The 17,687-nt window shown below is 73.4% G+C and carries 13 protein-coding genes; 10 read left to right on the top strand and 3 right to left on the bottom strand.

Translation table 11 applies throughout. From position 1 onward, the window contains the following. Positions 1-228: 228 nt before the first annotated feature. The 5 genes from tatA (at position 229) to C6N31_RS32435 (ending at position 9,644) form a co-directional block, all read left to right on the top strand. On the top strand, positions 229-471 hold the full coding sequence (gene tatA, locus C6N31_RS32415; protein WP_138355848.1) for a Sec-independent protein translocase subunit TatA: 243 nt from the start codon (positions 229-231) through the stop codon (positions 469-471). A 94-nt stretch (positions 472-565) separates the two neighbouring features. Continuing rightward, positions 566-1,648: a PucR family transcriptional regulator gene (locus C6N31_RS32420; RefSeq protein WP_138355849.1), complete on the top strand. Its 1,083-nt coding sequence runs from the start codon at positions 566-568 to the stop codon at positions 1,646-1,648. 198 nt (positions 1,649-1,846) lie between these two features. Further along, positions 1,847-2,524, top strand: a complete 678-nt coding sequence (locus C6N31_RS32425) for a hypothetical protein (RefSeq protein ID WP_307811570.1) — start codon at positions 1,847-1,849, stop codon at positions 2,522-2,524. A gap of 142 nt (positions 2,525-2,666) precedes the next feature. Then, positions 2,667-4,739, top strand: a complete 2,073-nt coding sequence (locus tag C6N31_RS32430; RefSeq protein ID WP_138355851.1) for an SPFH domain-containing protein — start codon at positions 2,667-2,669, stop codon at positions 4,737-4,739. Positions 4,740-4,805: 66 nt separating this feature from the next. Further along, complete coding sequence (locus tag C6N31_RS32435) at positions 4,806-9,644, top strand: DNA repair ATPase (RefSeq protein WP_244809242.1); 4,839 nt, start codon at positions 4,806-4,808, stop codon at positions 9,642-9,644. On the opposite strand, the gene C6N31_RS44420 is transcribed toward C6N31_RS32435, so the two are convergent. Together C6N31_RS44420 and C6N31_RS44425 are read right to left on the bottom strand one after the other, a co-directional pair. Further along, complete coding sequence (locus C6N31_RS44420) at positions 9,631-10,218, bottom strand: phosphatase PAP2 family protein (RefSeq protein WP_244809240.1); 588 nt, start codon at positions 10,216-10,218, stop codon at positions 9,631-9,633. The two genes, C6N31_RS32435 and C6N31_RS44420, sit on opposite strands and share 14 nt — an antisense overlap. Continuing rightward, the gene (locus tag C6N31_RS44425; protein WP_232485926.1) at positions 10,215-10,988 is read right to left on the bottom strand and encodes a DedA family protein; all 774 of its coding nucleotides are present in this window, start codon (positions 10,986-10,988) and stop codon (positions 10,215-10,217) included. Before C6N31_RS44425 ends, C6N31_RS44420 begins: the two co-directional genes overlap by 4 nt. 115 nt (positions 10,989-11,103) lie before the next feature. Here C6N31_RS44425 and C6N31_RS32445 point away from each other — a divergent pair, with 115 nt between their 5' ends. From C6N31_RS32445 to C6N31_RS32455, 3 genes are read left to right on the top strand one after another with little or no spacing between them, the layout of a single operon-like run. Next, positions 11,104-11,556 carry a BlaI/MecI/CopY family transcriptional regulator gene (locus C6N31_RS32445; RefSeq protein WP_198358819.1) on the top strand — a complete coding sequence of 151 codons (453 nt, stop codon included), beginning with the start codon at positions 11,104-11,106 and terminating at the stop codon, positions 11,554-11,556. Then, on the top strand, positions 11,553-12,521 hold the full coding sequence (locus tag C6N31_RS32450) for a M56 family metallopeptidase (RefSeq protein WP_307811571.1): 969 nt from the start codon (positions 11,553-11,555) through the stop codon (positions 12,519-12,521). The genes C6N31_RS32445 and C6N31_RS32450 overlap by 4 nt, the downstream gene beginning before the upstream one ends. Positions 12,522-12,567: 46 nt before the next feature. Beyond that, positions 12,568-13,866, top strand: a complete 1,299-nt coding sequence (locus C6N31_RS32455; protein ID WP_307811572.1) for a DUF2786 domain-containing protein — start codon at positions 12,568-12,570, stop codon at positions 13,864-13,866. Between the two features lie 40 nt (positions 13,867-13,906). Here the strand turns inward: C6N31_RS32455 and C6N31_RS32460 are convergent, their stop codons facing one another. After that, positions 13,907-15,622, bottom strand: coding sequence for a vWA domain-containing protein (locus tag C6N31_RS32460; RefSeq protein WP_138355855.1), 1,716 nt, complete (start codon positions 15,620-15,622; stop codon positions 13,907-13,909). Positions 15,623-15,862: 240 nt separating this feature from the next. Here C6N31_RS32460 and C6N31_RS32465 point away from each other — a divergent pair, with 240 nt between their 5' ends. Together C6N31_RS32465 and C6N31_RS32470 are read left to right on the top strand one after the other, a co-directional pair. Continuing rightward, positions 15,863-16,810, top strand: a complete 948-nt coding sequence (locus C6N31_RS32465; protein ID WP_198358823.1) for an alpha/beta fold hydrolase — start codon at positions 15,863-15,865, stop codon at positions 16,808-16,810. After that, on the top strand, positions 16,807-17,682 hold the full coding sequence (locus C6N31_RS32470) for a metal-dependent hydrolase (protein ID WP_138355857.1): 876 nt from the start codon (positions 16,807-16,809) through the stop codon (positions 17,680-17,682). The genes C6N31_RS32465 and C6N31_RS32470 overlap by 4 nt, the downstream gene beginning before the upstream one ends. The last annotated feature ends 5 nt before the right edge of the window (positions 17,683-17,687 follow it).

The raw sequence follows: 17,687 nt of genomic DNA on the forward strand, positions 1-17,687 counted from the left end.
AGGGCCCTGAGCAAGGCCCGACCAGGACGTGAGCCGGGCCTGGCCAAGGCCTGACGAGCCGCTGGGCCACCCCCGGACCGGCCGCCGGCGTCATCGGAGGTATGCCCAGCCTTTGCCGATGCTTTGAGCACTGAGGGGCTGATTGGACGCACGTCCGGGTGACAATGCGACAGTCGACGCATATCCCCGGGCACCCCTGGCCCATCTCTACGCGAAGCGAGGATCCCCGTGTTGCGAAACGGGCTGGAGCCGTGGCACCTGATCGTGGTGGCGCTGGTTCTGATCATGCTGTTCGGTTCCAAGAAGCTGCCCGACGCCGCCCGCGGTCTCGGCAAGTCCATGCGCATCCTGAAGTCCGAGGCGCGTGCGCTGAAGGCCGACGACGCCGCCGCGACCGCGACCGCCGCCACGGCCACCCCCGCGGACGCCAAGCCGGCCCCCGCACCCGAGGCGCACACCCACACCTCGTAGCGGGTCCGCCCTTCCGGATTCCGGCAGTCTTGATAGGTTCCTGACGCCCGGAAGCCGGGCGTCGGAAGTTCGCGGTAGTGGCGGGGGACGCGCAGTGGCAGCACGGGGTATACCGCCCGAGTACGTGGACGGGTACGAGGAGCTCCTCGCCGACATTTCCCGCAGCGGCCGCGCGCTGCGCCGCGACGAGCGTGAGGCCCGCCGTGAGCTGGGGGAGCGGGCCGCCGACGCCGGTTACGGCCTGCGGGAGCTGGTCGACGCCTATCTGGGTGCCACCCGCCGGTCCTGGTCGGCGCTGCCCGGCGTCGCCGAGGCCCGCAGCGCGGCCGATCTGCGCCACGTCGGCGAATCCGTCCTCGCGGCGGTGGAGGCCGGGGTGGCGGCACTCGCCGAAGGGCATGAGCGGTCGCACCGGCTCGCGGTCCGCAAGGAGGAAGCCGCCCGCCGGGAGTTCGTCGACGATCTGCTGTACGGGCGCAGCGACCCGGGGCGGCTGGCCGAGCGCGCCGAGCGCTTCGGGCTCCGGCTGGCCGGCCGCCATGTGGTGGCCGTCGCCACCGGGACCGAGGCGTACGACGACGGCCATCCCCTCGTCCACCGCGTGGAACGGGACCTGACCGGACGGTTCGGCGACCACGATGTGCTGCTCGCCACCAAGGGCGGCCGGTTCGTGTGCATCGCGCCCGCCTCGGAACAGGCCGTCCTGGACGCCTTCGTCAAGCTCGCCGGCGAGGTGCGGGTGGCGCTGGGCCGCCCCCACGGAGGTCCCGGCGGGGTGGTCCGGAGTTACGAGGAGGCGCTCAGCGCCCTCGACCTCGGGGACCGCCTCGGCCTCGACGCCCGCGTCCTGAACTCGGCGGACCTGCTCGTCTTCCCCGTCCTCATGCGTGACCGCGCGGCGATGGCCGACCTCGTACGGGCCGTGCTCGGCCCGCTGGAGGAGGCCCGCGGCGGCGCTCTGCCGCTGCTGCAGACCCTGGGGGCGTACGCGGCCGCCGGCTATGTGGGCGCCGAGGCGGCCCGCCGTCTCGATCTCAGCGTCCGGGCGCTCAGCTACCGCATCGAACGCATCGCGGCCCTCACCGGGTTCGACCCCGACGACGCCCTCCAGCGCTACACCCTGGAGACGGCAGCGCTGGGCGCCCGTCTGCTGGACTGGCCGCAACGACCGCTGTAGGACGGGCTGTTGATCGGTTCGTCGAAGCCGGAGAGGCCGGCGAGGCCGGCGAGGCGGCAGGGCCCCAGGGGCGTTAGTAGGACGTCAGAGACGCGTCAAGACTGCCGGGATCGGGCAATGTGGCCGCGCGGCACCCGGTGCCACCATCTCCCGTGACGGACGGTTGGGAATCGGGGGGTCAGTGCCATGGGGGAGTTCGTGAGAACTGCGCTGGCGTTCCCGACCGTCCTGTTCAGCTTCGCGCTCCTGGTCGTCATCGGCTTCTGGCTGCTGGCACTGATGGGCGGCGTCTCCGCCCACGGCCACGCGGGACCTGCCGGACACGGTCAGGGCCATGGGGGACACGGTCACGGTCATGGGGGACACGGGAACGACGGTGGCCATCACGATGGCCACGACCCCGGCGGCGAGGGCCTGTTGGCGGCTGCCGGGCTCGACGGGGTGCCGGTCACGGTCGTCCTCTCGCTGCTGACCACCGTCGCCTGGTTCGTGAGCCTGGCAGGCAGCGCGCTGCTGGACGGCACCGGCGCGCACGGGCCCGTCCGCGTCCTGCTCGGCATCGCGGTCCTCGCCGTGGCCCTGGCGGGCGCGTGGTCCGCGACCTGGGTACTGGTGCGGCCGCTGCGCCGGCTCTTCCCCGAGGTGCGGCCGCCTTCGCGGGAGGACTTCGTCGGCAGCCTGTGTGTCATCCGCACCGGGCGGGTCGGTACGGACTTCGGCCAGGCCGAAGTCACCGCGCCGGACGGCTCGTCCGCGGTCGTCCAGGTCCGGCAGACCGGTGAGGACACCTTCGCCTCCGGGAGCACCGCACTTCTCTACGAGTACGAGCCGGCGGGCGAGTTCTTCTGGGTCGCACCCTTCGACCCGGTCACATAGCCCGGTCACATAGCCCGTGCCGCCACCCCGATCCCTCACCTGACACGTGTCCGACGACACGTGACACCCCGTCATGTCCCGCACCGCCCACCGCCCCATCCACCACCGAACACTCTCCGCACTCTTCGACTGAGGATCCGCCATGGATGCCACCGCCATAGGGATCGGCGTACTGATCGCCGTCCTCCTGCTCATCGCGCTCGGTGTGGTGTTCACCGTCAGCCGGCTCTTCCGCAAGGTGGAGCAGGGCCAGGCGCTGATCATCTCCAGGACCAAGCACGTGGACGTCACCTTCACCGGCGCCGTGGTGCTCCCGATCCTCCACAACGCCGAGCAGATGGACATCTCGGTGAAGACGATCGAGATCAAGCGCACCGGCCGCGAGGGCCTGATCTGCCAGGACAACATCCGCGCCGACATCCACCTGACGTTCTTCGTCCGCGTGAACAAGACCACCGAGGACGTCATCAAGGTCGCCCAGGCGATCGGTACGGCTCGGGCGAGCCACCAGGAGACGCTGCAGGCGCTGTTCGCCGCGAAGTTCTCCGAGGCGCTCAAGACCGTCGGCAAGCAGCTGGACTTCGTCGACCTCTACACCCAGCGCGACCACTTCCGCGACCAGATCATCCAGGTCATCGGCACCGACCTGAACGGCTACCACCTCGAGGACGCCGCGATCGACTTCCTCGAACAGACCCCGATGACCCAGCTGGACGCCGCCAACATCCTCGACGCGCAGGGCATCCGGAAGATCACCGAGCTGACCGCCATCGAGCACGTGCGCACCAACGAGTTCCAGCGCACCGAGCAGAAGGAGATCACCCGGCAGAACGTCGAGGCCCGCGAGACCATCCTGGAGCTGGAACGGCGGCAGGCCGAGGCCGAGATCAAGCAGCGCCGGGAGGTCGAGACACTCCGTGCCAAGGAGGAGTCGTCCACGATGCGCGTCCAGGAGGAGGAACGGCTCGGCTCGCAGGGCGCGTTCATCCGGACCGAGGAGCTGCTCGGCATCCAGCGGGAGAACCAGGGCCGCGAGATCGCCGTGGCGCAGAAGAACCGTGAACGGGTCATCGCCGTCGAGAACGAGCGGATCGAGAAGGACCGGCTGCTGGAGGTCATCGCCCGCGAGCGCGAGACGGAGCTGTCCCGGATCTCCAAGGACAAGGAGGTCGAGGCGGAACGCCGCGAGGTCGCCGATGTGATCCGCGAGCGCATCGCCGTCGACCGCACCGTCGCCGAGCAGGAGGAGAGCATCAAGGCGCTGCGGCTGGTGCAGGAGGCGGAACGGGAGCGGCAGGCGCTCATCGTGCGGGCCGAGGGCCAGGCGCAGGAGAAGCTCGTCAAGGACATCAAGGCGGCGGAGGCGGCCGAGCAGTCCGCGACCCACCGGGCGCGTGAGGCGCTGACCATGGCCGAGTCCCGCAAGCAGGCGTCCGAGCTCGACGCCCAGGCCAAGATCCGGCTCGCCGAGGGCATGCGGGCCGAGGCGGCCGCCGCCGGGCTCGCCGAGGTCGAGGTGCGGGAGCGCAGCGCCGAGGCGATCGAGAAGGTCGGACTGGCGGAGGCGGCCGTCGCGCGGGAGAAGAACACCGTCGAGGCCGAGGGCATCGGCCGCCGGCTGAAGGAGGAGGCCGCGGGGCTCACCGACAAGGCCGCCGCCATGGCCGCGCTCGACGACGCCTCACGCGGCCACGAGGAGTACCGGCTGCGGCTGGCGGCGGAGAAGGACATCCGGCTCGCGAGCCTGGACATGCAGCGCCAGGTGGCGGAGGCGCAGGCCACGGTGCTCGCCACCGGCCTGGAGTCGGCGACCATCAGCATCGTCGGCGGCGAGAGCGTCTTCTTCGACCGGGTGGTCGGCGCGATGTCGCTGGGCAAGAGCGTCGACGCGTTCGTGGACAGCTCCGACGCCGTCAAGGCGCTGGCCGGGCCGTGGCTGGACGGATCGTCGCGCTTCACCGAGGACGCCACCCGGGTGCTCGGCTCCCTCGGGAGCGGCGGCGTCCAGAACCTGACGGTGTCCGCGCTCCTGATGCGGCTCATCGCGTCCGGCGGCCCGCAGTCCGGCGGACTCCAGCAGCTGCTCGACCAGGCCAACTCGCTGGGCCTGGGCCAGCTCCCGCTGGACGCGCTCGGCAGTGCGGCCCCTGCCGCCGGCCCCGCCGCCGCCCCTCCCGCGGTCAACGGTGCCAAGCCGGCCGCCGCGCGCAACTGAGCAGCACCACCCGCACGCACCCCTTGGCGCACGCGTCAGTGAACACATCGGTGAACGAGGCTGGAAGTGTCTGAGACCCGGATCGATGCCGGTACCTACGAGGTCCTGCGGGACCGGCTGGCCGCGTCCGCCAGAACGCTGGCGGTGCGCGCGGAGGCGCTGAACGCGCGCCGCCAGGAGGTGTTCGGGTCGGCCGAACTGCGGCTCGCCGGCACCGACCGGATCAGCACCGGGCACGCCTGTGTGCCGTGCGACATCGCGCCCGTCGGCGAACGGCTGCTGTTCGGCGCCAACCCGGCGCCGGGCGGCCGGACGGACGGGCAGCCGGCGGTCGGCGAGGTGCTGAGCGTGCAGGGGGAGCCCGTCCCGGGGCTGCTCGACGACCCGCGCTTCGTCCGGGACTTCGACGAGCTGTACCGCTACTACCGGCAGACGCGGCTGACCCGGCTGCGCCCGCTGGACGGCAGGTTGCTGGCAGTCTTCCGGACCGGTCCCGCCGTCGACGACGTCCGCGTGCTGCGCTGGCGGCTGTCGGTGGACGGCTCCGCGACGTACGTCGACGCGCGCGGCGAGCGCGACCATGTGGTGCCGCCCACGCACGACTTCACCTGGACCGAAGCGACCCGCGAGGACCACGTCCCGGGCGCCCCCGCCACGACGGGCGTCCCTGGCACTGCCGGCGTTCCGGGTACTCCCGGCGTCCAGGCCCGTGAGCCGCACATCGCGCTGCCCGGCGGTGTCTCGGTCTCGGTGGCCGGCGGGACGCTCACCGTCAACGACCACACCGAGCCGGTGGACGAGCCGCTGCAGTCGCTGGCCGACGCGGAGGTGGCGTACGCGGTCGTCGGGCCGCTGCTCGTGCTGCGGGTCCGCCCGTACAAGGAGACGGCGTGGCGCCACCTGGTCGTCCACACCCGGACCGGGGACGTGGCGCGGCTGGACGCGATCGGGCAGGCGTGCCGCCGGCTGCCCGAGGAGCAGGGGATCATCTTCCCCGGCGGCTACTGCCTGGCCACCGGCGCGATGCGCACCTTCGACGATGCCGGTGACGTCGGCGACCTGGAGCCGGAGAGCGGCTTCGCCTTCGAGCGGCTGGTGCGCTCGGCGAACGGCGAGGACCTGCTCTACGTGTTCCACGCCGCCGCCACGGGACGCCGGCTGCTGCTCCCGTACAACATGATCAGCATGGCCGTGGCGACGCCGATCCGGACGCACGGCTACGCGCTGTTCGAGGACGGCACGCTCGTCACGATGCGGGCGGCCGGCGACGAGCCGACCCGGGTGCACCCGCTGCACCGCTGGCAGACCCCGTACCTCTCCGACAGCTACGCCGCCGCGCAGCCGGTCGGCACCGGACCGCTGGAGCGGATCGGCAACCCGGACCTGGTGCGCGGCATCTCCGACTGCCTCTCGGTGGCCGCCACCGTCGCCGACACCGCACCGGCCGCCGCCGTCTTCGCGGCGCTGGCCGCCCTGTGCGCGCGGGTCCTGGACCGCTACCACTGGCTCGGCGAAGCGGAGTCGGGGGATCTGCGCGGGCCGCTGCAGGAGGTGCGGAGCACTGCCGAGCAGGTGCTGGCCGAGTACGAGCAGGTGCAGTCGCTGACCGCGCGGGCGGCAGAGGCCGTGGAGGAGGCGGCGGCCCGGATCGCGTCGGTGGTGCGGCGGGCGCGCGGCGAGGCCCCGAAGTCGGCCGCCGACTGGGTGGACCAGCTGTCGGAACTGCGCGCCGGGCAGGGCAGGCTGGAGACGCTGCGCGAGCTGCGCTACGCCGACCGGGACCGTATCGGCGAGCTGGCGGCCGGCCTGGACGCCGACCTCACCGCCGCCGCGCACCGCGCCGTCGCGCACCTCTCCCGCGAGGACGCCTTCGCCGACTACCGGGAACGCGTCGAGCGCGCGGGCGCCGAGGCGGAGGTCATCGCGGTCGTCGCGGACGCGGTACCGGTCGCGGAACGGCTCGCCGAGCAGGCCGCCGCGCTGGAGACCGTCACCGGGATCGTCGGCACCCTGGAGATCGCCGACGCCACCGTCAGGACCGGCATCCTGGCGCGGATCGCCGACGTCCTCGGCGGTGTGAACCGGGCCCGCGCGCTCCTCGACGCCCGCCGCAGGGAACTCCTCACCAGTGAGGGCCGCGCCGAGTTCGCCGCGGAACTCGCCCTGCTCGCGCAGTCCGTCAGCAGCGCCCGCGCCGCCGCCGAAACGCCGGAGGCGTGCGACGAACAGCTCGGGCGGCTCCTCGTCCAGCTGGAGAACCTCGAAGCGCGGTTCGCCGAATGGGACGAGTACCTCGCCGAGCTGGGCACCCGGCGCGAGGAGATCCACGAGACCTTCTCCGCGCGCCGGCAGACCCTCACGGACGAACGGGCCCGGCGCACCGAGCGGCTGGCGGGGTCCGCCGCCCGCATCCTCGACGGCGTACGGCGCCGCGCGGCGGGCCTGGCGACCCTCGACGAGATCAACACCTACTTCGCGTCCGACCCCATGGCCGCCAAGGTCCGCAAGGTCGCGGACGAGCTGCGGGCCCTCGGCGACCCGGCGCGCGGCACCGAGCTCGACGGCCACCTCGCCGCCGCCCGCCAGGACGCGGGCCGCGCGCTGCGCGACCGCTTGGACCTGTACGACACGGGCGGCGCGGCCATCCGCCTCGGCCGGCACCGGTTCGCGGTCAACACCCAGCCCCTGGACCTCGCGCTGGTCCCGCACGAGGGCGGGCTCGCGTTCACCGTCACCGGCACCGACTACCGCGCGCCGGTGCGGGACGCTGCCTTCGCCGCCACCCGCCGCTTCTGGGACCGCCCGCTGGTCTCCGAGTCCCCCGACGTCTACCGCGCGGAGTACCTCGCGGCGACGCTGCTGCCGGAGGTCCCGCCGGGCGCGGACGACGGGGAACTGGCGGCCCTCGTCCGGGCCGCCGCCTCGTCCCGCCTGGACGAGGGCTATGAGCGCGGCGTCCACGACCACGACACCGTCACCCTGCTGCGCGCGCTGCTGGACCTGCACTCGACGGCCGGCCTGCTCCGCTACCCCTCCGCCGTCCGCGCCGCCGCGCAGCTCTTCTGGACGTACGGCCCGGACGCCGCTGCCCGCACGGCGTGGACCACCCGCGCCACGTCCCTGAGCCGGGCCCGCGGCCTGTTCGGACCCACTCCGGCTCTCGCCGATCTGGCGGAGGAACTGGCCGCCTGCGCGGGGGAGTTCCTGGCGGGGGCGGGTCTCGCCGATGTACCCCGGCCTCGCGACGGGCTCGGTCTCCTGGGCGAGTACCTCGTCGAGGAACTCGCCACGCCCCGGCAGGGGTTCATCGGCGGTGCGCCGGCACGGGTGCTGCGCGAGCGGTTCGCCGGGGCACTCGGCGGGCCGCAGGCCGTCCCGTACAAGGAGTTCACGGACGATCTGCAGGCGCTCGGCGGTGACTTGGCGGCCCGCTACCGTCTCGCGGAGGCCTGGCTGGGGAGCTTCGGCGGGGGCGAGGACCGGGCGGAGGCGGTGACCGCGCTGGTGTGCGGGGAGGAGCTGACGCGCTACGAGTCGGAGGCCGTCCTGTCGGCCACCGTCGACGGGCTGCTGGGCGCGCACCCGCGGATCGACGGCCGGTCCATGACCGTCCGGCTGGACGAAGTGCTCACCAGGACCGGGCGGTTCAGGACCGAGGAGGTACCGGCGTACCGCGCGTACCAGCACGACCGCGCCGCCCTCGTGGCGGCCGAGCGGGCGCGGCTGCGGCTGGAGGACTTCCGGCCGCGCGCGCTCAACGGGTTCGTGCGCAACGGACTGCTGGACGAGGTCCATCTGCCGCTGATCGGCGACAACCTCGCGAAGCAGCTCGGCACGGCGGGGACGACGGGCGCGGCGGGCGCCGGTGATGGGGAGAAGGCGGACCGGATGGGTCTGCTGATGCTCATGTCGCCGCCCGGCTACGGCAAGACGACGCTGATGGAGTACGTGGCGAGCCGCCTCGGCCTGGTGCTGGTGCGGGTCGACGGGCCCGCGCTCGGCAGTGCCGTCACGTCCCTCGACCCGGAGCGGGCACCGGACGCGACCGCCCGCCGCGAGGTCGAGAAGATCAACTTCGCGCTGGAGCTCGGAACCAACACGCTCCTGTACCTGGACGACATCCAGCACACGTCCCCGGAACTGCTGCAGAAGTTCATCCCGCTGTGCGACGCGCAGCGCCGGGTCGAGGGCGTACGGGACGGCCGGGCCCACAGCTACGACCTGCGCGGCAAGCGCTTCGCGGTGTGCATGGCGGGCAACCCGTACACGGAGTCGGGACGGGTCTTCCGCGTTCCCGACATGCTCGCCAACCGGGCCGACGTCTGGAACCTCGGCGACGCCGTGACCGGCCGCGAGGCGCTGTTCGCGCTCAGCTATCTGGAGAACGCCCTCACCTCGAACGAGGTGCTCGCCCCGCTGTCCACCCGGGACCGCGCGGACCTCGAACTGCTCGTCCGGCTCGCCGAGGGCGACCCGACCGCGCGCGCCGACCGCCTCGTCCACCCTTACGAACAGGGCGAGTTGGACCGGATCCTGGCCGTGCTGCGGCATCTGCTGCGGGTGCGCGGCACCGTCCTGGCGGTGAACGCGCAGTATATCGTCTCCGCCGGGCAGGCGGACGCGACGCGCACCGAACCGCCGTTCCTGCTGCAGGGCTCGTACCGCAACATGAACAAGCTGAGCGAGCGGATCGTGCCGGCCATGAACGAGGCCGAGGTGGAGGCCGTGATCGACGACCACTACCGCGCGGAGGCGCAGACGCTGGCGGGGGGCGCGGAGGCGGCGCTGTTGAAGCTCGCCGCACTCCGCGGCCGGCAGACCGCGGAGCAGGCGGCGCGCTGGGCCGAGGTGAAGGGTGCGACCGTGGTCTCTGCCGGCTCCGGCGCGGCCGCTATGCGGCTCTGAGCAGCGGCTTCAGCTTCGTGCCGCGCAGCCGCTCGACGGCCGGCGCGGCGCGGTGGGCGTGCAGTACGAGCGGCCGGGCGACCAGGGCGCCGACGATCACCCCGATGAGCACGTCGTGCGGGTAGTGCACCCCGATCCAGACCCGGGACGCGGCCATGAACAGCGCGGCGGGCACCGCGAGGTAGCCGAGACCGCGGTCGATGACGAGCAGGGCGACGGCGGCCGCCGCGGCGATGGCGGCGTGGTTGCTGGGGAAGGACCAGTCACCGGGCGCCGGGCAGGCCTCGATGGTGACGGCGCGCAGCGTCTGGCACGGCCGCTGTTCGTCGAAGACCATCTTGAGCACGTCGTTCACGGCGTAGGCGACGACGACGGCGACCGGCACGGACAGCGCCGTCGCCATCCGGGCCGCGTCGCCCTGCCGGGCGCGCCACCAGGCGACGAGCATGAGGACGGCGAACACCGCGAGCCCGTAGTCGCTCCACGCCTGGATCAGGGTGTCGACGGGTCGCGGTACGCGCTGGGCGAGAGCGGTGATCCAGGAGTAGAGACCCGCGTCGATGCCGGAGTTCACAGGCCCTCCGGTGCGTCGGCGGCGGGCCCCACCCCGGACCCTGTTCCGGACGCCCCTGTTCCGGTGCCGCCGCCCGCCCCGGCGCCGGCCCCGGCCGCCTTGACGCGGCTCCGTGAGCGGTACAGCTCCAGTGCGAGCGGGGTGAGCGAGACGATGACGATGAGCGCGACCATCGGCAGCAGGTACTTGTCCACGTGCGGCACCGAGGAGCCGAGCGCGTAGCCGCCGAGCACGAGGCCCACCGACCAGACGAGACCGCCGATGATCTGCCAGAGGGCGAAGGTGCGCGCGGGCACGTTCAGCACGCCGGCCATCGGGTTGAGCACGGTCCTGACGACCGGGACGAAGCGCGCGAGCACCACGGCCTTGGCGTGCCCGTACCGCTCCAGCAGCTCGGCGGCGCGGCCGACGCCGTCGTGCAGATGGGGATTGCGGATCCGGGCGAGCAGCGGCGGTCCGCCCCGCCGGCCGATCCAGTAGCCGGTCTGCGCACCGGCCAGCGCCCCCGCGGCGGCGGCGAGGAGGACCTGCCAGAGTGAGAGATGCACCACGTCCGACGCGCCGGGCACACACAGCAGACCGGCCGTGAACAGCAACGAGTCGCCGGGCAGGAAGAAGCCGATCAGCAGGCCGGTCTCCGCGAACAGCACGACGGCGATGCCGATCGCGCCGAACGTCGCCAGCAGGTCGTGGGCGTCCAGGACGTTGACCGCCAGCGGTGCTGCCTGGGGAACGGCGTCCAGCAGGGGTGTGGCGAGGGGCAGGGGCATTGGCGGAGGGCCCTCCCATAATGGGCTGCGGGGGCGAGCTGCGCCGCACCCGTCCGACTACAGTCGCGTAGACGGTCTACAGCACTGTAGACGAATCAGGTGGAAGGGGCGTTCCATGCCAGAGACACATCCGGCGCGTCGCCCGCCGGGCGAGCTGGAGGCGAGCGTCCTGGCGGCGCTGTGGGCCGCCGAAGGACCGCTCACCCCCGCCGACGTCCAGCGCGATCTCGGGAGTGCGCTCGCCCGCACCACGGTCACCACCATCCTCGCGCGGCTGCACGACAAGGGCGCCGTCGCCAGGACCCGGTCCGGGCGCGGCTACGCGTACACCCCCACCCAGGACTCGCCGGGCCTCGCCGCCCGCCGGATGCGCACCGAGCTCGACAAGGAGGAGGACCGGGAGACCGTACTGGCCCGCTTCGTGTCGCAGCTGAGCCCCGACGACGAGCAGCTGCTGCGCGCCCTCCTGGACGACGCGGAGTCGGGTACGGACGCGGAGTCGGGTGCGGGGGAGGAGTCGGGTGTGGACGCGGCATCGGGTACGGGGGAGGGGGGCGGTTCCCGGTGAACCCCGATCTCGTGCCACCGCTGCTGATGCCGCTGCTCGCGGTCCCCGTCGCCCGCCGGCTCGCGGCGTCCCTCGCACCGCGCTCCGCCGCCTGGCTGCTGGCCTGCACGGCCGCCGTCCTGGCCGCGAGCAGCACCCTGGCCCTGGTCCTGCTGGCCGCCCAGGGCGCGCTGCTGCTGCCTCCGGTCGCCGCCCTGGGCCATCTCACGCTGCCGCTGCTCACCGCCGGTACCGACGGGCTCGGCGGCTTCGCCGGACTCGGCAGCGCCGGCCTGACCGTTCCCGCCGCGTGTGTCGCGGCGGTGCTGCTCGCCGTCTGCGCGGGGGCCGTGACCCTCGCCGGCCACCGCTTCCGCGCCGAGATGGCCCGGGCCCGCGCCGCCACCGGCACCTGTGTGGCCTCCGGCGAGCTCGCCGTCCTCCAGGACAGCGACCCCGACGCGTACGCCCTGCCGGGGCGCCCCGGCAGGATCGTCGTCACCACCGGCATGCTGCGCGCCCTGCGGCCCGGCGAGCGCGAGGCGCTGCTCGCCCACGAGCGGGCGCATCTGGCCGGCCACCACCACCGCTTCATCGTCGTCGCCGCGCTCGCCGCCACCTGCCATCCGCTGCTGCGCGGGCTGCGGGCGCCGCTCTCGTACGCGCTGGAGCGCTGGGCCGACGAGTCCGCCGCGTCCGCCGTCGGCGACCGCCGGCTCGCGGCCCGCGCGGTCGGCCGCGCCGCCCTGGCGGCCCGCACGACCGGCTCGGCCCGCCCCAGCGCCGCGCTCGCCGCCACCACGGGCCCCGTCCCACGCCGCGTCGCGGCGCTCCTGCACGCCACACCGCCGGCCGGACTGCGGCAGGCCCGTGGCCGGCGCCTCGTGGCCGCCCTCCTCGCCGGCTGTCTCCTGGTGTCCGCGGCGGCGGCCGTCGAGGCCGCCACCGATCTCCACGAGAGCGTGGAGATCGCCCAGGGCGAGTAGCTCCCGGTTCTCCCGCTCCCGGCTCTCCCGCAGAATGGGAGACCGGGTGGGAGAGCTGAAGGGCGAGGCGGCGGACGTGGCGGACGTGGCGGAGAACGACGTGGCAGACGTGATCGAGCGGGCGTACCTCCGCGCGCTCAACGCGGCGGACGCCGACGCCGAGGACGCCGTCGACCTCAGCGCCTCGGCCCTGGCCGCTGCCGGCTCCGGTCCCGCCGCCTCGGGAGCCGCTTCCGCCGCGAACGACGCGCTGCTCGCGCTCACCGACCGGCTCGTACGGTCCTGCTGGACCCGCGGCTGGCAGCCCGCCGACGTGGTGCGTATCGCGCGCCGCAGGCTCACGGACGGGCACGCCCGCCTCGCCGCCGACCTGATCACCGCCGAGGCCCGCACGGCCCCCGCGGCGGCCGCGTCCAAGGACCCGCGCTGGGCCGCCCAGCTCGCCGAGCTGGCGGCGGCCGGCCCGTGGAACGGCGACGGCACGCTCCTCGCCGCCCACGGCCGCCGCGAACGGCTCGACGGCTTCTCCGCCGCCGTCTCCGTCATGGAACTGCTGCGGCTGCTCGGACGGCTGCCCCGCATCACGCCGGTGGCGGCGCCCACGGCGGCCTGCGCAGCCGCCCACCGCCACGCGGCCCCGCTGCTCGGCCGGATCCGCGCCCTGCTCGCCAAGGCCGAATCCACCGACTTCCCGGAGGAGGCCGAGGCCCTCAGCTCGAAGGCCCAGCAACTGATGGCCCGGCACAGCATCGACGAGGCCCTCATCGCCTCGGACGCGGGCGCGGGCGGCTCCGACGGTCCGGGAGCCTGCCGTATCGGCATCGACCAGCCCTACGAGGGCGCCAAGGCGCTGCTCCTCGACGCCGTGGCGGCGGCCAACCGCTGCCAGGCGGTGTGGGCGGGCGACGTCGGCTTCTCGACGGTCGTCGGTTTCGAGCCCGACCTGGAGGCCGTCGAGCTGCTCTACACCTCGCTGCTCGTCCAGGCGGACGCCGCCATGCTGCGCACCGCGAAGGGTGCGGGGAACGGCTCGGGGAAGGGCCGCAACGGCAAGGCCCGGCACGGTGGTTCGCGCTCCAAGGACTTCCGGCAGTCCTTCCTCATCGCCTACGCCGGCCGTATCCGCGAACGCCTCGCCGACGCCACCGAGCAGGCCACCCACGCCCCCGACCTCCCGGCGGAACGCCTGCTGCCGGCTCTCGCCGCGCGGGATGTCGCGGTCCGCGACACCACCACCCGCATGTTCCCCACCACCACCTCGCACCGGCTCAAGGGCCGCGACCACGAAGGCTGGACGCACGGCACCGAGGCGGCCGACCGCGCCGTACTCGGCGGCCGCCAGTAGCGCTTTCCGAGCCCGTTCGGTCCGTCGGTCCGTCAGCCCGTCAGCCCGTCAGGTGCCGTGCCTGCGTCACCGCCTGGGAGAGGTCCCGGACGGCCGGGTCCTCGGTGCTGCTCGCCAGGGTGGTGGCGTGCTCGGCGAGGACCGGCAGCTCCGGGGCGCCGGGGAGGCGGTCGGCGTCGCCGCGGTTGCGCAGCCAGTCGGCGAAGTAGGCCGCCAGGGCGTCGACCTGCAGCCGCTTCGGGGCGGCGGTCCAGAGCGGGGACGTGAGCGCGGCGGCCTCGATCGTGCCGGACTGCTCGTGCGGAGCCCGGGTGGACGGGTCGAGCCACCGGACGGTGGCGGTGGCGACGTGGCCCGAGGCACCGGGCTTGAGGTGGACCGAGTACAGGGCCGTGACGGTGTGCCCGGGGCCGACCTCGCCGCCGTCCACCGCGTCGTTGCGGAAGTCCCCGTTGGCGACGGTCCGGTCGTCGAAGCCGATCAGCCGGTACTCGCTGACGGTCTGCGGGTCGAAGGCGACCTGCGCCTTGGCGTCGCGGGCCCTGAGGTCCACATTGGCGGGCAGTTGCTCGGTGAAGAGCCTGCGGGCCGCTTCGGGCTCCGAGACGTAACTCGTGTGCCCGTCGCCCTTGTCGGCGAGCTGTTCCATCAGCTTGTCGCCGTACTGGCTGCCCACGCCCACCCCGAACAGCGTGATGCCGTGGTCGTGCCGGGCCGTCCCGATCCGGTCGAGGATCGCGGCGGCGGTGGTGTCACCGGAGTTGGCGAGGCCGTCGGAGAGCAGCACGACGCGGTTGGTGACGCCGGGCCGTGCGGCCTTGACCGCCTCGTTGTAGCCCGCCTGCACGCCTGCGGCGAGGTTGGTCTCGTCGCGCGGCTCCAGGCCGTCGACGACCGAGTGGATCCGGCCGCGGCTCTCGACCCTGCCCAGCCGGGTCATCGGCAGTTCCACCCGCGCCTCGCCGCTGAAGGTGACGATGGCGAGGGAGTCCTCCGGGCGCAGCGAGTCGATGGAGCTGCCGAGCGCCTGCTTCACGAGGTCGAGCCTGCCGGGCTCGGCCATCGAGCCGGAGACGTCCACGACGAACGTCATGGCGGCGGGCGGCCGGCTCCCGCTCTGCGCGGAGCGGGTCGCCAGGCCGACGCGCAGCAGCGACCAACTGCCCTCGCTGTCGGTGCCCTTGACGTCGTTCGGGGTGTCGTTCTTGGTGTAGATGCCCTCGCCGTCCGTGCGGGCGCCGTCGGTGGTGACGGTGAATCCGTCGCCCTCGGGCTGCGGGTAGTCCTGCCGGAAGCTGTTGACGAACTCCTCCTGGCGCACGGTCTCGGGGGCCGGCAGCCGGCCGCCGGCCAGGGTGCGTCGGGCGTAGCCGTACGAGGCGGTGTCGACGTCCAGCGCGAAGGTGGACAGATAGCTGGGCACCGCCTGGCTGTGCTTCTGCGCTTCGCCGGAGCTGTCCTTGGCCGCTCCGTCCGGGGCCGCCGACGCGGCCGGTCCGCCGTTCAGGTTCGGCGGTGCGGGCGCCGGTCGTACGGGGGCTCGGTCGGCGCTGCCGTTCCGCGACGCGTCGGGGGTTCCGCTGCTGCACCCGGCGAGCAGCAGCCCGCCGGCGACCGCCGCCGCCACGGCGACCCGGCGCGCGTTCCCGGCCCGCTTCCCCGCCCGCTTGCCGTCCTGCGTTACGGAACGCGTCCCGTCCTGCGTTCCGGAGCGCGTCCCGTACCCCTTGCCGTACCGCTGCTCGTACCGCTTCATGCGATTCCCCCACGGACTCGTCGGCCTTTGCCCCTGTGACGAACGCCGGCCCGTGACGGAGGCATCGGAGGAATTGCGGAAGCGTCTCGATGGGGCAACGGCCGGTCGGTATGCCCCGGGTCGTCCGGGAGTGGGCCCGGTACTCCGCCCGCGGACCCCGTTTCCCGCCCGGCGGATCCGGCCGGACGAGTCTCCGCCCACTAGTAGACACGGCGTCAACAAGCTGCCATCGTGACCGCCATGTCGCAGCGATGGGTCACGGCCTCGGACGGCGTCCGGCTGGCCGTCTACGAACACGGCGAACCGGCCGCACCGACGGTCGTGTGCGTGCACGGCTTCCCCGACGACCACGGTGTCTGGGACGGCGTCGTGCGGCGCCTCGCGGACCGCTTCCACGTGGTGACGTACGACGTGCGCGGCTCCGGGGCCTCCGGCGTACCGCGCAGGAACCAGGACTACCGGCTCCCGCAGCTCGCCGCCGACCTCACCGCCGTCGCCGACGCCGTCAGCCCGGACGCGCCCGTGCACGTCCTGGCGCACGACTGGGGCTCCGTGCAGAGCTGGCACACGGTGACCGTGCCGGCGACCGCCCACCGCTTCGCGTCGCTGACCTCGATCTCCGGCCCGGACCTGGACCACACCGGCCGCTGGTTCCGGGCGCAGCTACGCCCGAGCCCGCGCAAGCTCTGGCACTTCACCCGGCAGTCGCTCGCCTCCGGCTACGTGGGCTTCTTCCATCTGCCCGGCATCGCGGAACTCGCCTGCCGCGCGGGACTCCTCGACGCGGTGACCAAGGCCGCGCAGCGGCTGGAGACGGGTGAGCCGCCGGCCGGCTACGGCCCGGGACTGGCCGCCCGCAACCGTGCGGGACTCAAGCTCTACCGGGCCAATGTGCTGCCCCGCACCCTCCGGCCCCGGACCCGCCACGCCGCGCTGCCCGCGCAGGTCCTCGCGCCCCGGCGGGACATGTTCGTGCTCGTGCCGTGGCAGACCGAGATCACCGACTGGGCGCCGGACACCGAGATCCACATCGTGGACGGCGGGCACTGGCTGCCCGCGTTCCGCCCCGATCTGGTCGCGGAGTTCACGGCACGGCTCATCGACCGGATCGACCGGACGCCGGGCGTGACGACGCCCGAGCGGACCGCCGCAAGGACGACCGCCGCACGGAAGGCAGGGCAGGAATGACCGCGACCGAACCGGACAACCTGGTTCTCACCCCCCGCGATGTCCAGTGGGACTGGACGGGCCTGCCGATGCACTACATCGACGGCGACCCGTTCACCACGCACTTCGCGAACGTGCTGAACATCCTGCTGCCCGAGGGCGAGGACTGGTTCATCACGGTCTTCCAGCAGGCCGTCCCGATGATCAAGGACGACCGGCTGCGCGAGGACGTCATCGGGTTCATCGGCCAGGAGGCGACGCACTCCGCCTCGCACCAGACCGTCCTCACGCACTTCAGGAAGGTCGGCTTCGACACCTCGCCCTACACCGACCAACTGCGCTGGTTCTTCAGCAAGATGCTCGGCGACCGGGAGCTGACCGGGAAGAAGGCGCAGGGCTGGATCATCGACCGGATCGCGATCATCGCGGCGATCGAGCACGTCACCGCGTACCTCGGTGACTGGATCCTCAACGCCGAAGCGATCGACCGCACCGACCACAACCCCGAGATCCTCGACCTGTACCGCTGGCACGGCGCGGAGGAGGTCGAACACCGCGCGGTCGCCTACGACCTGTTCACGCACCTCGACGGCCGCTACCGCAACCGCGTCCGCGCCCATGTCGTCGCCTTCCCCGTCCTCGTCTACTGGTGGGTCCGGGGCCTGCGCTACCTGATGGCCGCCGACCCCGAGCGCATCGCGGGCCGCGACAAGCCGCGCTTCCGCGACTGGTTCCGGGCCTCGCGCAAGGGCGTGCTGCCGAGCCCGAAGAGCCTGGTGCGGCTGTACTTCGGCTATCTGCGCCCCGGCTACCACCCCTCGCAGTACGGCTCGACGACCCAGGCCGTCGCCTACCTCGCCGCCTCGCCCGCCGCGCGCGCCGCCCACCGCTGACCTGT

It is taken from the genome of Streptomyces fildesensis (assembly GCF_016107395.1).
In the GTDB taxonomy this organism is placed as follows: domain Bacteria; phylum Actinomycetota; class Actinomycetes; order Streptomycetales; family Streptomycetaceae; genus Actinacidiphila; species Actinacidiphila fildesensis.